The sequence below is a fragment of the Sinorhizobium sp. CCBAU 05631 genome, from assembly GCF_002288505.1.
Classification (GTDB): domain Bacteria; phylum Pseudomonadota; class Alphaproteobacteria; order Rhizobiales; family Rhizobiaceae; genus Sinorhizobium; species Sinorhizobium fredii_C.
Genome location: NZ_CP023064.1, coordinates 370,577 through 385,171 on the forward strand (window position 1 = coordinate 370,577; position 14,595 = coordinate 385,171).

12 protein-coding genes are annotated in these 14,595 nt (G+C 64.7%); 4 read left to right on the forward strand and 8 right to left on the reverse strand.

The genetic code is table 11. The features are described from left to right. Nucleotides 1-23 precede the first annotated feature (23 nt). Entirely contained in the window at nt 24-650 is a 627-nt protein-coding gene (locus tag SS05631_RS21335) for a hypothetical protein (RefSeq protein ID WP_083854019.1), read from the forward strand. Nucleotides 651-662: 12 nt separating this feature from the next. Here the strand turns inward: SS05631_RS21335 and SS05631_RS21340 are convergent, their stop codons facing one another. From SS05631_RS21340 to SS05631_RS21380, 8 genes are all read right to left on the reverse strand, one after another. Further along, nucleotides 663-1,349 (reverse strand): glutathione S-transferase family protein, encoded by a 687-nt coding sequence (locus tag SS05631_RS21340; RefSeq protein WP_037418940.1) that lies wholly within the window; start codon nt 1,347-1,349, stop codon nt 663-665. A gap of 22 nt (nt 1,350-1,371) precedes the next feature. Next, nucleotides 1,372-1,962 carry a VOC family protein gene (locus SS05631_RS21345; RefSeq protein WP_037418943.1) on the reverse strand — a complete coding sequence of 197 codons (591 nt, stop codon included), beginning with the start codon at nt 1,960-1,962 and terminating at the stop codon, nt 1,372-1,374. A gap of 51 nt (nt 1,963-2,013) precedes the next feature. Continuing rightward, the gene (locus tag SS05631_RS21350; protein ID WP_037418946.1) at nt 2,014-3,321 is read right to left on the reverse strand and encodes an AMP-binding protein; all 1,308 of its coding nucleotides are present in this window, start codon (nt 3,319-3,321) and stop codon (nt 2,014-2,016) included. A gap of 2 nt (nt 3,322-3,323) precedes the next feature. Further along, entirely contained in the window at nt 3,324-4,115 is a 792-nt protein-coding gene (locus SS05631_RS21355) for a citryl-CoA lyase (protein WP_037418949.1), read from the reverse strand. Between the two features lie 171 nt (nt 4,116-4,286). Next, nucleotides 4,287-6,425: a methylmalonyl-CoA mutase gene (gene scpA / locus SS05631_RS21360; protein ID WP_037418981.1), complete on the reverse strand. Its 2,139-nt coding sequence runs from the start codon at nt 6,423-6,425 to the stop codon at nt 4,287-4,289. Between the two features lie 248 nt (nt 6,426-6,673). Then, entirely contained in the window at nt 6,674-8,677 is a 2,004-nt protein-coding gene (locus SS05631_RS21370; protein ID WP_037418951.1) for an acetyl/propionyl/methylcrotonyl-CoA carboxylase subunit alpha, read from the reverse strand. A 29-nt stretch (nt 8,678-8,706) separates the two neighbouring features. Beyond that, nucleotides 8,707-8,991, reverse strand: coding sequence for a hypothetical protein (locus SS05631_RS21375; protein ID WP_037418984.1), 285 nt, complete (start codon nt 8,989-8,991; stop codon nt 8,707-8,709). 8 nt (nt 8,992-8,999) lie between these two features. Next, nucleotides 9,000-10,532: an acyl-CoA carboxylase subunit beta gene (locus SS05631_RS21380; protein WP_037418954.1), complete on the reverse strand. Its 1,533-nt coding sequence runs from the start codon at nt 10,530-10,532 to the stop codon at nt 9,000-9,002. 240 nt (nt 10,533-10,772) lie between these two features. Between SS05631_RS21380 and SS05631_RS21385 the strand changes: the two genes are divergently transcribed. The 3 genes from SS05631_RS21385 to SS05631_RS21395 all read left to right on the forward strand — a co-directional run bounded on the left by SS05631_RS21385 (nt 10,773) and on the right by SS05631_RS21395 (nt 14,541). Then, nucleotides 10,773-12,191, forward strand: a complete 1,419-nt coding sequence (locus SS05631_RS21385; protein WP_037418957.1) for an XRE family transcriptional regulator — start codon at nt 10,773-10,775, stop codon at nt 12,189-12,191. 127 nt (nt 12,192-12,318) lie between these two features. Next, nucleotides 12,319-13,461 carry an isobutyryl-CoA dehydrogenase gene (locus SS05631_RS21390; protein WP_037418959.1) on the forward strand — a complete coding sequence of 381 codons (1,143 nt, stop codon included), beginning with the start codon at nt 12,319-12,321 and terminating at the stop codon, nt 13,459-13,461. A gap of 12 nt (nt 13,462-13,473) precedes the next feature. Further along, the gene (locus SS05631_RS21395; RefSeq protein WP_037418962.1) at nt 13,474-14,541 is read left to right on the forward strand and encodes an enoyl-CoA hydratase/isomerase family protein; all 1,068 of its coding nucleotides are present in this window, start codon (nt 13,474-13,476) and stop codon (nt 14,539-14,541) included. The last annotated feature ends 54 nt before the right edge of the window (nt 14,542-14,595 follow it).

The window sequence follows — 14,595 nt, forward strand, 5'->3', positions numbered from 1 at the left end:
CAGAACGATGCTCGCCGGAGCGGATAATGGATTTCTGGCCCTGGCTCTCGCTTGCCGGTCTCGGCGCCTTTCACGGCGCCAATCCGGCGATGGGCTGGCTTTTCGCCGTGGCGCTCGGGCTGCATCGGCAAAGCGCCCGCACCGTCTGGCTCTCGCTTGTCCCGATCGCCCTCGGGCATGCCGTTTCCATTGGGACCGTGCTCGCCGCGATGGTCGCCTTCGGGGCGGTCATGGACCTGCGCGGCCTGCAGCTCGTTACCGCCGTCTTCATCCTGGGCTTTACCGGCTATCTTGCCATCTACGGACACCGTCATCGCGTCAGGGTCGGCATGCAAGCCGGCATGGCGGGGCTTGCGGCCTGGTCCTTCCTGATGGCCACGAGCCATGGCGCCGGACTGATGCTCGTGCCCGCGGTGCTTAGCCTCTGCCTTTCCGATCAGGCGGGGGTGGCCGGCACCACCGACTCGCTCTCGGTTTCCCTTGCTGCAATTGCCGTCCATACCGGCGCGATGCTCGCGGTGATCGCCGCGATTGCCCTGATGGTCTTTACCTGGCTTGGCCTTGCCGGATTGCGATCCGCATGGATCAATTTCGATCGGCTCTGGATCGCCGCACTCGGCGCAACCGGCATCATCCTCCTCGTCTGGTAAAGCGCATTCTGCCTACAACGACTTCACATAATCGATGTAGCCGCGGACATCGGCGGCCGGCTCGTTATAGGCGTCGCCAAGCGACGTCTCCATGGCCGCGACATAGGTCTTGGCCCAGTCCGGCAGGGAATAGTCGATCGCCGCTAGGAATTCGAGTGTCGCGGCAAGCCTGATATCCGCGATCGACGGGCTGTCGCCGCCGATGAACGGCTTGTCGCCTATGTAGAAAAGGCGGAAGACCTCGAGCGGTTCGGCAAGCGCCTCAGCGGCGGCCTGGCGGGCCCGCTCCTTGGTTTCCGCATCCGCCTCGCTGAAGCCGACTTCGCCCGGATATTGCGGGAAATTGAGAGCCGGGTAGGTGGCGCGGGCCAGATAAGGATAGAAGGTGCCGATCAGGTAGAACATGGCGCTATCGATCATTGCGCGCGCTTCCGGGTCCTTCGGATAGAACCGATCGAGTCCATGCTTGTTGCAGAGATACTGCATGATCGCGCAGCTTTCCCAGAGCGCGCCCCTGGGCAGGTCCGCCGTTTCGATCATCGGCGTCAGATGCGACGGGGCGCGAGCCAGATATTCGGCGGAGCGGGTTTGTCCGTAGACGTCATGCTCGGCAAAATCGAGATTTGCCGCCCTTAGAAACACGCGCACCGTCATGTTGTTGACGCTGGGCTTGATCACGTTGAGCTTTATCGTTGCCATCTGCCTTCCTCCCTCTGCTTCCCTAAATTGATCCATATGGGTCCTTCGGCGCGCGGTCAGCCGAGAGCGTCGGCCGTACACTTTCGATCAGTGCCTCGATCGCATCGGCGAGATGCACCTCGGCGATGGCGTAGTCGCCGCGCGCCAGCCGGATGTTGTGCGCCTCCATCAGCACGTCGGCATGGGTGTGGCCGGCCGGCGGCTCGAAGCGGTAGGAGGCGAGCTCGACCAGGAGGCCGAGCGGGTCTTCGAAATAGATCGAGTCCATGAAGCCGCGATCCTTGACGCCGCTGTGGCGGATGTTGCGCTCATCGAGGCGCTCGACCGCCTGCTGGAATGTCGCCCGCGAGACGGCGAAGGCGATGTGATGCACGCAGCCGATATCCGTCGACGTCCGTTTCGGATCGGGCTTGCGGGTCTCGTCGGTGAAGACGGTGATCAGCCGCCCGTCGCCGGGATCGAAATAGAGATGGCTTTCCGAGGCCCGGTCGAGATTCGGCTGCTCGAAGATGAAGGGCATGCCGAGAATGCCCTCCCAGAAGTCGATCGACGTCTGCCGGTCGGCTCCGACCAGCGTTATGTGATGGACCCCCTGCGATTGAAGCTTCCGCATTGCCGTCCTCCCTAATCTTCTTCCGCGGGTGAGCGCGGAAAGCCGCTTTCCTCATGCCGTTTGATGCACCAGTTTCGACTTGTATTCGCTGCGCTGGAGAGTGCCCCAGGGCACCATTTTTATTCTTGTTGAAACGACGAGCACCTCACGAATACGCTTCTGGATCCTCTCGGCCAGATTCGCGATGCCTTCGCTGTCCCTGGCGAGTTCCACCGAAACCGGCAAGGGCGGCTGCTGCCGGGCACCCGCGGCCACCGGTGTTATCAGGATGGCGCCGCTGACGGCCGGGGCAAATTCGTTCACGACGTCGCGGATAGCCGAGGGAAACACGTTGACGCCGCGGACGATCAAAAGGTCGTCTGTCCGGCCGATGCAGCGCAGCCGCGGCGCCGTCCGTCCGCAGCGGCAGGGAGACGTCCACATCTCCACATGGTCACGCGTGCGGAACCTCAGCATCGGTGCCGCCTGATGGCGAAGATGGGTGAGCACCAGCTCGCCTTTCGCGCCGTCGGCAAGGGCTATCGGCGCTGCCGAATCGGGATCGATCAGCTCGGCGTGGACGAAGCCGCGGGCACCGAGATGCATACCGCATTGTTCCTCGCATTCGCCCCACAGCGACACGCCGATGTCACCGATGCCCATGGCCTCGGTGACCTTTGCGCCCCAGGCCTCCTCAAGGCGCGCCCTAAATTTAGGTTCGCCGCCCCCCGGTTCGCCGGCGACGAGCAACCGGCGGACGCTGGAGCCTTTGAGATCGAAGCCGCGGTCGGCGGCCCATTCGCTAAGGTGGGCCGCGTAGGACGGCGTCATCACCGCCGCCGAGGGCCTTAAAAGGCGAATGGCGGCCATCAGGCGTTCGGTGTTGCCGGTGCCGACCGGGATGTGGCACATGCCTAGCCGGTCGAAGGCGCCGAGTGCGGCGCCAGCAGCGAAGGGTCCGGCGTTGTAGGTCGAAACGATCGCCTCGCCTTGCCTGATCCCCGAGGCGGAATAGCTGCGCGCCGACGCCGTCACCCAATTGTCAAGATCCTGCGCCGTCAGCGGAATATAGCTCGGCGTCCCGGTCGTCCCACTGGTGGAATAGATGCGGACAATCTGGTCCATAGGTGCGGCGACATGCGCACCCATCGGCTCTGCATCACTGCAACTCGCCCGGATATCGCTCTTCTCGGTCAGCGGCAGATCGGCGATCGCATCGAGCCCGCCGATCATTTCGGCTGTGTCGAAACCCGCCTCGCCGAGCTTGCGCTGATAAAAACGCGAACGCGCCAGCAGGTATGCGATCTGCTTTCGGTAGAGCGCGTCATCCAACCGGATCTGGTCGCGCCAGGGCAGCGTCTCGACATCGGGCTCGAACATGATCAGCCGTCGCCCTTGTCGTTCTGGTAGGTGACAGCCGCTTCCGCATGCGCTGCTAAGGTGAAACCGATCGGGCGTTGCTGCTCCTCGGCGAGATGGGCAAGCAGGCCGCCGGCGCGGGCCAGCAGCGGCACCGCCTTGATCATCGCAACCGGAAAATCGAGATCGAGAAGCACGGCGGCGATCGGCATGGAAACGTTCATCACCAGGGGCTTGCCCCAGGCCTCGGCCGCAGCGGCGCGGAAGTTTCGCGCCATGCGGACATGCGGTCCGCTGACGCCGCGCGCGTCCGCGAGTTCGAGGATCCGTTCGGCGCGGGGATCGGTCGGGCGATGCACCGGGTGGCCGAATCCCGGCAGCTTTCCGCCGGCCCTACGGACGTCCTGCAGCATTGCGACGGCGACCAGCTTCGCCTCCTCGCCGGCTGCGACGCGGGCCTGCGCCTCGGCCAGAAGCTTGCCGCATCGCTCCGCTGTTCCGACCAGCACAGGGCCGCAGCCGAGAAGACCCGCCGCCAAGGCGCCCTGTAGGGAATCCGGGTCGGCGGCGAGCGTCATGCGCGCCGCCTGTACCGTCGGCATCATGCCGTGCTCGGCGATGCCAATGAGCAGCAGGTCGAGAAAGTAGCGCTGGTTATCCGTCGGCTCCCGCCCGGTCAGCAGCAGGTAGAAATACTCGGTAAAGCTCAGCCGTCCCATGAGGTCGCGGCAGAGATCGCGGCCGCGCACCTCAACGCTGTCCGCACTTGCCTGGCAAATGCGGGTGATCGCCTCGTGAGGTTTGCCGATCTGCATGCGGTTCCCTCTGGCGGTGTCTGCGGACGCTGTTGTCCGCGGGGCGCGCTACAGCGATGATAGTAGTTCAAAAAAAGCCGAGGTAAAGCGGCGCACGTTGCGCGCTCGGCGCGTGCAAAGGACGGCTCGCCTCGCGAGCCATCCTCGGAATGGCATCCTTGCCGATGGTCTTCAGACGTTGCGCCGCTTGCCTTCGATCAGGTCGAGCACCGCGCGCGCCGCATCGAGCACATGCGTGCCTGGCCCGAAGACGGCGGAGACGCCGTTCTCAATCAGATACTGATAGTCCTGTCGCGGGATGACGCCGCCGCAGACGACGATGATGTCCTTTCCGCCGCGCTTCTTCAGCGCTTCGGCGAGTTGCGGCATCAGCGTCCTGTGGCCGGCGGCGAGCGAGGAAACGCCGACGACGGTGACCTCCTCGGCAAGCGCCAGTTCGGCCGCCTCGTCCGGCGTCTGGAACAAGGGGCCGGCGACGACATCGAAGCCGATGTCGCCGAAGGCCGAGGCGATCACCTTGGCGCCGCGGTCGTGGCCGTCCTGGCCGAGCTTGGCGACCATGATCTTCGGCTTATGGCCAAGCCGTTTTGTGACCTCCCCGAGCCGTCCGGACAGCACGCCGAGCTCCGGGTCGCCCTCATAGGCCTTGCCGTAGATGTCGGTGACGACCTCGGGAATGGCTGCATGGTCGCCGAAGGCCTGCCGCATCGCGTCGGAGATTTCGCCGACGGTGGCGCGCGCCCGTGCCGCCTCGACCGCAGCGCCAAGCAGATTGCCCTTGCCGCTTCTTGCCACTTCGGCCAGCGTTTCCAGCATCTGCTTCACCTTCTGCGAGTCGCGGCGCCGCCTGGTTTCCTCGATCCGTTTGATCTGGGCCGTCCGGACGGCGGCGTTGTCGATCTGGAGAATGTCGATCGGTTCTTCGTTCTCGAGTCGATATTTGTTGACGCCGACGATGACCTCGTCGCCCCGGTCGACCGCCGCCTGGCGGCGGGTTGCCGCCTCTTCGATCAGCCGCTTCGGCAGGCCCGCATTGACCGCCTTGGTCATGCCGCCGAGCGCTTCCACTTCCTCGATCAGCGCCCAGGCCTTTTCGGCAAGCTCGTTCGTGAGACTCTCGACGTAGTAGGAGCCGGCGAGCGGGTCGACGACTTTCGTCACGCCCGTCTCGTGCTGCAGGATCAGTTGCGTGTTGCGGGCGATACGGGCGGAAAACTCGGTCGGCAGCGCAATCGCCTCGTCGAAGGAATTGGTATGCAGCGACTGCGTGCCGCCAAGCACGGCCGACATCGCCTCGAAGGCCGTGCGGATGATGTTGTTATAGGGATCCTGCTCGGCGAGCGAGACGCCGGAGGTCTGGCAATGGGTCCGGAGCATCAGCGAAGATGCCTTCGTCGGCTCGAACTCCTTCATGATCCGCGTCCAGAGAAGGCGCGCGGCGCGCAGCTTCGCGGCCTCCATGAAGAAGTTCATACCGATCGCGAAGAAGAAGGAGAGCCGGCCGGCGAAGTCGTCGACGTTCAGCCCCTTCGCGAGAGCCGCGCGCACATATTCGCGCCCGTCGGCCAGCGTGAAGGCAAGCTCCTGCACCAGCGTCGCGCCGGCCTCCTGCATATGATAGCCGGAGATCGAGATCGAGTTGAATTTCGGCATCTCCTTCGCCGTATATTCGATGATGTCGGCGACGATCCGCATCGAGGGTTCCGGCGGGTAGATGTAAGTGTTGCGAACCATGAACTCCTTGAGAATGTCGTTCTGGATGGTCCCGGAGAGGTTCTCACGCAACACGCCCTGTTCCTCGCCGGCAACGATGAAGGAGGCGAGGATCGGGATCACCGCGCCGTTCATGGTCATCGAGACTGAGATTTTCTCGAGCGGGATGCCGTCGAACAGGATCTTCATGTCCTCGACCGAGTCGATTGCCACCCCCGCCTTGCCGACGTCGCCGACGACGCGGGGGTGGTCGCTGTCATAGCCACGATGGGTGGCGAGGTCGAAGGCGACCGAGACGCCCTGCTGGCCGGCGGCAAGCGCCTTGCGATAGAAGGCGTTCGAGGCTTCCGCCGTGGAGAAGCCGGCATATTGCCGGATCGTCCAGGGGCGGCCGGCATACATGGTGGCACGCGGGCCGCGCAGGAAGGGCTCGAAGCCTGGGAGCGAGTCGAGCACGCCGATGTCCGCGAGGTCGTCGCGCGTGTAGAGCGGTTTGACCTCGATGCCCTCCGGCGTATGCCAAGTGAGGCTTTCGGGGGAGGCCTTCAGCTCCTTCTCGGCGAGGGCTTCCCAGTCTTTGAGGTTTTTGTCAGGCATCGACGCCACTCCGTGCATATGCGTATTTCGCCGCATTTGAGGACACCCCCCTCTGCCCTGCCGGGCATCTCCCCCTCAAGGGGGAAGATAGAGGAGGGACCGTTGCGCGCCACTCCAACTGGTGATGCGCAGTTAAGGCCATCGAAGAGGTGAGTGGCGAGCTCGCGTCTTGCCGATCTCCCCCCCTTGAGGGGGAGATGCCCGGCAGGGCAGAGGGGGTACCTGTACCCACGTCGCGACGATCCCCATCACTCGAACTCCATGATCAGCTCATCCACCGCCAGGCTAGCGCCGGCGGCGATCGCAACGCGCTTCACCGTCGCGCGCTTTTCGGCCCGCAGGATGTTTTCCATCTTCATCGCCTCGACGACGGCGAGCGATTGGCCGGCCTCGACCGCATCGCCGGCCTTCACTGCAATCGAGGTGACGACGCCGGGCATCGGGCAGAGCAGCATCTTCGAGGTGTCCGGCGGCGGCTTCTTCGGCATCAGCCGGGCGAGTTCGGCGACGCGCGGGCTTCTGACCCGGGCGACGACATCGATGCCGCGCCAGCGCAGTCTTAAGCCGGTGCCGGCGAGGTCGACCTTCACATTGATCGGCCGATTGTCGAGCTCGAAGGTGGCGAGCGTGCGGCCGGGAAGCCAGTCGCTGGCGACCGAAATGGCCGGTCCATCGGCGAAACGGATGCAGCCGCCGTCGGCCGAAAGATCCGCAGTCGCCTGGAATTCGCGCTCGGCAAGGTTCACCATCCACTCATGGCCGACGACCCGGCGGGGGTTGCCGATCGTCCCGGAAACCCGGCTGGCGCGCTCCTGCAGCGCCTGATTGATGGTGACGGCGATGGCGGCGAGTTTCATCGCCGATGCCTCGTCCGGCACGACGCCGTGGAAGCCATCGGCAAATTCCTCGGCGATATAGGCGGTCGTCAGCCGTCCCTCGCGGAAGCGGTCCTGCTGCATCACGGCGGAAAGGAACGGCAGGTTGTGGCCGATGCCTTCGACCTCGAAGGCGTCGAGCGCCTCCGCCATCGCCGCGACTGACGCTGCACGATCCGGCCCCCAGGTGCAGAGCTTGGCGATCATAGGGTCGTAGTACATCGAGATCTCGCCGCCCTCGAAGACGCCGGTGTCGTTGCGGATGACCGTGCCATCGTCCTGCCGGCCCTCTGCCGGCGGCCGGTAGCGCGTCAGCCGGCCGATCGAGGGCAGGAAGTTGCGATAGGGGTCCTCGGCATAGAGCCGGCTCTCGATCGCCCAGCCTTCGAGCTTCACGTCGCCTTGGCCGAAGGCGAGCTTCTCGCCGGCGGCGACGCGGATCATCTGCTCGACGAGATCGAGGCCGGTGACGAGCTCCGTCACCGGATGCTCGACCTGCAGGCGGGTGTTCATCTCGAGGAAATAGAAGTTGCGCTCGCCGTCGACGATGAATTCGACCGTGCCGGCCGAGTGATAGCCGACGGCCCTGGCGAGCGCCACCGCCTGCTCGCCCATGGCACGGCGGGTCGTTTCGTCAAGGAATGGCGAGGGGGCCTCCTCGATGACCTTCTGGTTCCGCCGCTGGATCGAGCATTCCCGCTCGCCGAGATAGAGCGTGTTGCCGTGCTTGTCGCCGAGCACCTGGATCTCGATGTGGCGCGGTTCGGTCACGAATTTCTCGATGAAGATGCGGTCGTCGCCAAACGAGCTTTTCGCCTCGTTCTTCGACGACTGGAAGCCTTCGCGCGCCTCGCGCTCGTTCCAGGCAATGCGCATCCCCTTGCCGCCGCCGCCGGCCGAGGCCTTGATCATCACCGGAAAGCCGATCGACGAAGCAATCCGCGCCGCCTCGTCGGCGTCCTCGATCAGGCCCATATGGCCGGGAACGGTGGAAACGCCGGCCTTGGCCGCGATCTTCTTCGAGGTGATCTTGTCGCCCATCGCCTCGATCGCCTTGACCGGCGGGCCGATGAAGGCGACGCCCTCCTTTTCCAACGCCTCGGCGAAGGCGGCGTTTTCGGACAGGAAGCCGTAGCCTGGATGGACGGCGTCGGCACCGGTCTTGCGGATCGCCTCAAGGATCTTGTCGATGACGATGTAGGACTGGCTCGACGGGGACGGGCCGATATGGACGGCCTCGTCCGCCAGGCGCACATGCATGGCGTCGCGGTCGGCGTCGGAATAGACGGCGACGGTCGCAATCCCGAGCTTCCTGGCGGTCTTGATGACGCGGCAGGCGATTTCGCCGCGATTGGCGATGAGGATTTTCTTGAACATCCGTTTCCCTTTGAACTCTTTCGGTCGCGTCATCGCCTGAATTTTCTGAAATAGGGCAGCAAGCCGATCGCGGCACCCGCGGCGGCGCCGACAAGGGCGAAGGGCGCAAGCACCGTCGCTGCGGCAAGCAACGGGTCGGTGGAGCGCGCCACCAGCGTGCCGATCGAGCCGATGTCGAGCATCATCAGCGTGCCGACAGCGACCGCCCCGGCGACGAGCCCGGAGAGGGTGCTCATCGCCAGATGCCGCAGCAAGCGGCGGTGACCGCGGCCGGCGGCGTTGGGCGTCATCCGAACCTGCAGTTTCTGCCCCATGGTGTCCATCAAAGCGGAATCGTATCGTGCTTGCGCCAGCGGGTCTCCACCTGCTTGTTGCGAAGCGAGGCGAAGGCGCGGGCGATGCGGCGGCGCGAGGAGTGCGGCATGATCACCTCGTCGATAAAGCCGCGCTCTGCGGCGACAAAGGGATTGGCGAAGCGCTCCTCGTACTCCTTCGTGCGCGCCGCGATCTTCTCCGAATCGCCGAGTTCGGAGCGATAGAGGATCTCGGTCGCGCCCTTGGCGCCCATCACGGCGATCTCGGCCGTCGGCCAGGCATAGTTGACGTCGGCGCCGATATGCTTCGAGGCCATGACGTCATAGGCGCCGCCATAGGCCTTGCGAGTGATCAGCGTCACCATCGGCACCGTCGCCTGGCTGTAGGCGAACAGGAGCTTGGCGCCGTGCTTGATGACGCCGCCATATTCCTGGGCGGTGCCGGGCAGGAAGCCGGGCACGTCGACGAGCGTCAGGATCGGGATGGAGAAGGCGTCGCAGAAGCGCACGAAGCGCGCGGCTTTCCGCGAGGAATCGATGTCGAGGCAGCCGGCGAGCACCATCGGCTGGTTGGCGACGACACCGACTGTCTGGCCTTCCAGGCGGATGAAGCCGGTGATGATGTTGCGGGCGAAATCCGCCTGCAGCTCGAAGAAGTCACCCTCGTCGGCAACGGCGAGGATCAGCTCCTTCATGTCGTAGGGCTTGGCGGCGCTTTCCGGAATGAGGCTGTCGAGCCGCATCTCGAGGCGTGCAGGGTCGTCATGGAAGGGCCGCACCGGCGGCTTCTCGCGGTTGTTCAATGGCAGGAAATCGAACAGCAGCCGTACCTGTTCGAGCGCCTCGATGTCGTTCTCATAGGCGCCGTCGGCGACCGAGGATTTGGTCGTGTGGGTACGGGCACCGCCGAGTTCCTCCGCCGTGACGATCTCGTTCGTCACCGTCTTCACCACATCCGGCCCGGTCACGAACATGTAGGATGAGTCGCGCACCATGAAGATGAAGTCGGTCATCGCCGGCGAATAGACGGCGCCGCCGGCGCAGGGCCCCATGATCACCGAGATCTGCGGGACGACGCCGGAGACCTCGGCATTTCGGCGGAACACCTCGGCATAGCCGGCGAGCGAGGAGACGCCTTCCTGGATGCGGGCGCCGCCGCTGTCGTTGAGACCGATCACCGGGGCGCCGTTGCGGGCTGCCATGTCCATGATCTTGCAGATCTTCTGCGCATGCGTCTCGGAGAGCGAGCCGCCGAGCACGGTGAAGTCCTGAGAAAACACATAGACCTGGCGACCGTTGATCGTGCCCCAGCCGGTGACGACGCCGTCGCCGGCGACCTTCTGGTTGGCCATTCCGAAATCGACGCAGCGATGCGTCACATACATGTCGTATTCTTCGAAGGAGTCTTCGTCGAGCAGCACGTCGATGCGCTCGCGCGCCGTCAGCTTGCCCTTGCCGTGCTGAGCGGCAATGCGCTTCTCGCCGCCGCCGGCGCGTGCCTCGGCCCGCCGGGCCTCGACCTGTTCAAGTATGGCGCGCATCGCTCTCCTCCTGTTTTTTGCTGATTGTGCAGAGGCTTCGCTCCTGCATATCAACTCAAATCCTAGCGGATTTAAAGAAACATGCAGCAATTCAAAAGTGCTACGGCGACCCTTGCGTCTGATAGGACGCGCGGCGCTGCAGGGATGGCAATAGCGCCGAAGGTCGGATGGCAACACGGTCGATGATGTGCAAAGGTGGAATATAGAACATAGTGAAATGCAAATTGCAAAGTTGCGAACATGGCGATCGGCAAGCTCTTTATCGGCCGCAAGGTCAGGGAACTCAGGGAAGCAAACCGCACCACGCAGGGCCAGTTCGCCGAGCGGATCGGCATCTCGACGAGCTACCTCAACCAGATCGAGAACAATCAGCGCCCGGTCTCGGCGGCGGTGCTCTTGGCGCTGGCGGAGAAATTCCAGATCGATATCGCCGAACTCTCCACCGGCGAGGGTGACCGGCTGCTATCGGCGCTTACGGAAGCGCTCAGCGACCCGCTGTTCGAGACCTATGCGCCGAGCCTCCAGGAACTCAAGCTGATCAGCCAGAACGCGCCGGGACTAGCGCATGCGCTGATCAAGTGCCACCAGGCCTATCGCCGCAACAGCGAACAGCTCGCCAGCATCGACGACACGATCGGCCGCAACGCTTCCTTCGTCGAGACCACCCCCTACGAGGAAGTGCGCGACTTCTTCCATTTCGTCGACAACTACATCCACGAGATCGACACTCTGGCCGAGCGCCTAGCGGGCGAACTCCGCCTGGGAGAGGGCGACAATCACGCCGCGCTCACAAGCTATCTCGAACAGCGGCACGGCGTGCGCGTCGTGCGGGGCGCCGCCGGCGACGAGGCGATCCGCCGCTTCGATCCGCGCGCCCGTATTCTGACCTTGAATCCCTACGCCCCGCCGCCGACGCGCGACTTCCAGCTGGCGCTGCAGATCGCCCAGCTTCACGCCCGCGAGGAGATCGATCGGGTGGCGGGAAGCGCCGGCTTCCGCACCGAGGAGGCCCATGAAATCTGTCGCATCGGCCTGCATAATTATTTCGCAGGCGCGCTGATCCTGCCCTACCAGACATTCCTCAAGGCGGCGCGCGAGCTGCGCCATGATATCGAACTCATCGCCGCCCGGTTCGGCGCCTCGCTGGAACAGGTCTGCCACCGGCTGTCGACCTTGCAGCGGCCGGGCCAGAAGGGCATTCCGATCTTCTTCGCCCGCATCGACCGGGCCGGCAACATCACCAAGCGCCACAGCGCCGCCAAGCTGCAATTCGCCCGTTTCGGTGCGGCCTGCCCGCTCTGGAACGTCCATCAGGCCTTCGAGGCGCCCGGCCGGATCATCCGCCAGCTCGCCGAGACGCCCGACGGCGTGCGCTACCTGTGTCTCGCCACCCAGATCACCAAGGGCGGCGGCGGCTACCGCGCCGCCCATCCGCGCTATGCGCTGGCGCTCGGCTGCGAGATCTCCTATGCCGACGCCTTCGTCTATGCGGACGACCTCGATCTCGGCAACCGTGCCGCCTTCGATCCGATCGGCATCTCCTGCCGCATCTGCGACCGCACCAAATGCGCGAGCCGCGCCGTCCCTCCGCTGAAGCGCAAGTTGATCGTTGACCATGACATGCGCGGCTCTCTGCCGTATCGTTTGAGTGAGAGCTGATCTGCCTCGTCTCGCAGGTCTGTTCGATTTTGAACAGATGCTGTGAGAATTTGCGTCTGTGCCTGTGCGAGATTTGATGTAACTACAGCGCCATATCGTCAATATGCCGGTCAGGGAGGACATGCATATGGATTTTCGCCTGTCGGAGGAGCAGGAAGCCATCCGCGCGATGGCGCTCGATTTCGCCTGCGACGAGCTCGCGCCCCACGCGATCGACTGGGACCAGCAGAAGCATTTTCCGGTGGAGACGCTGCGCGCCGCCGCCGCCCTCGGCATGGCGAGCATCTATGTCCGCGACGACGTCGGCGGCACGGGGCTCACGCGCCTCGACGCCGCGATGATCATTGAGGCGCTGGCGACCGGCTGCCCGGCGATCGCCTCCTTCGTATCGATCCACAATATGTGCGCCGGCATGATTGATCGCTACGGGACCGAGGAGCAGCGTCAGCGGCTGCTGCCGCGGCTGCTCACCATGGAAATCCTGGCGAGCTATTGCCTGACCGAGCCCGGTTCCGGCTCGGACGCGGCGGCGCTGAAGACCAAGGCCGTGCGTGACGGCGACGCCTACCTGCTCACCGGGCAGAAGCAGTTCATTTCCGGGGCCGGCGATTCCGGCCTCTACATCGTCATGGCGCGCACCGGCGAAGAGGGGCCGAAGGGCATTTCCGCCTTCGTCGTCGACAAGGAGACGCCCGGTCTGACCTTTGGCGCCAACGAGAAGAAGATGGGCTGGCACGCCCAGCCGACGCGGGCGGTGATGCTCGACAACGTCCGCGTTCCGGCCGAGAACCGCCTGGGCGCCGAGGGCCAGGGCTTCAGGATCGCCATGGCAGGGCTCGATGGCGGTCGCCTCAACATCGCCGCCGCCTCGCTCGGAGGTGCACAGGCCGCCTTCGACAAGGCGCTCGCCTATGTCCAGGAGCGCCGCGCCTTCGGAAGAGCGATCGGCGAATTCCAGGCGCTGCAGTTTCGCCTCGCCGACATGGCGACCGATCTGGAAATCGCCCGCACCTTCCTCTGGCGTGCGGCCTCGGCCCTCGATTCGGGTGACCCGGAGGCGACCAAGCTCTGCGCCATGGCCAAACGTTTCGTCACGGATCGCTGCTTTGCTGTCGCCAACGAAGCGCTGCAGCTGCACGGCGGCTACGGCTATCTCGCCGATTACGGCGTCGAGAAGATTGTCAGGGACCTAAGGGTGCACCAGATACTCGAAGGAACGAACGAGATCATGCGGCTGATCGTGTCGCGCGCCGTCATGGGACGGAAATAGGAAGGACACTTCATGGAGATGCAGACCGCTCAACCGGAGGTCATCGTCGAACGTCAAGGCGCGATCGGCAGGCTCCGGCTCAACCGGCCGCGCGCGCTGAACAGCCTCAACCTGGCGATGATCCGGGCGATCGACGCGGCGCTCACCGAATTCGAGGATGATCCGGCCATCGCCGCCGTTCTCGTCACCGGCGAGGGCGAGCGCGGGCTTTGTGCTGGCGGCGATATCCGCATGATCTACGAGAGCGGCCGCGAACGCCCGCAGGAGGGAGCGCAATTCTGGCGCGAGGAGTTCATCGTCAACAGCCGCATTGCCGCCTATGGCAAGCCCTATGTCGCCATCATGGACGGCATCGTCATGGGCGGCGGGGTCGGCATCTCCTCCCATGGCAGCCACCGCATCGTCACCGAGAAAACGCGCTTCGCCATGCCCGAGACCGGCATCGGCTATTTCACCGATGTCGGGGCGACATGGCTCCTGCCGCGGGCGCCGGGCGAATTCGGCACCTATCTCGGTCTCACCGGCCGCGACGTTGGGGCTGCGGCGGCGATCTACGCGCGGCTTGCCGACAGTTTCGTTTCGTCGGAGAAGCTCGATCAGCTGATTGGCTCTCTCGTCGGGCTTTCGCCGTCCGCCACTGCCGAGGATGTTTCGGCCGCGATCCGCGCCGTGTCAAACGAGGCGCCAGCCTCGGCGCTGCTCGCGCACATTGCCCTCATCGACCGCTGCTTCGCCTTTGACACGGTCGAGGAAATCTTGGCGGCACTGGAAAAGGACGGTTCGGACTTCGCCCGCGAGACGCTTGCCCTCCTGAAGACGCGCTCGGCGATCAGCCTGAAACTCACCCTTTCGCTGCTGCGGGCCGGCCGCGAGAGCGTGACGCTGAACGACTGCCTCGAGCGGGAATATGCGGGCTGTGTCGCCATGCTGTCGAACCCGGATTTCTACGAAGGCGTGCGCGCCGCGGTGATCGACAAGGACCGCAATCCGAAGTGGTCGGTCGGGCTCAAGGAGGCCACGCCGCAGATGCTTGCGCGCTTCGGGAACTATAACGGCGCGCCGCTTTTTGCCGGTGGCTGACCGGCCGCGCCAATCGCTGGGCCATGGGACGTGAGTTGAGGAGGAGGAGAGACA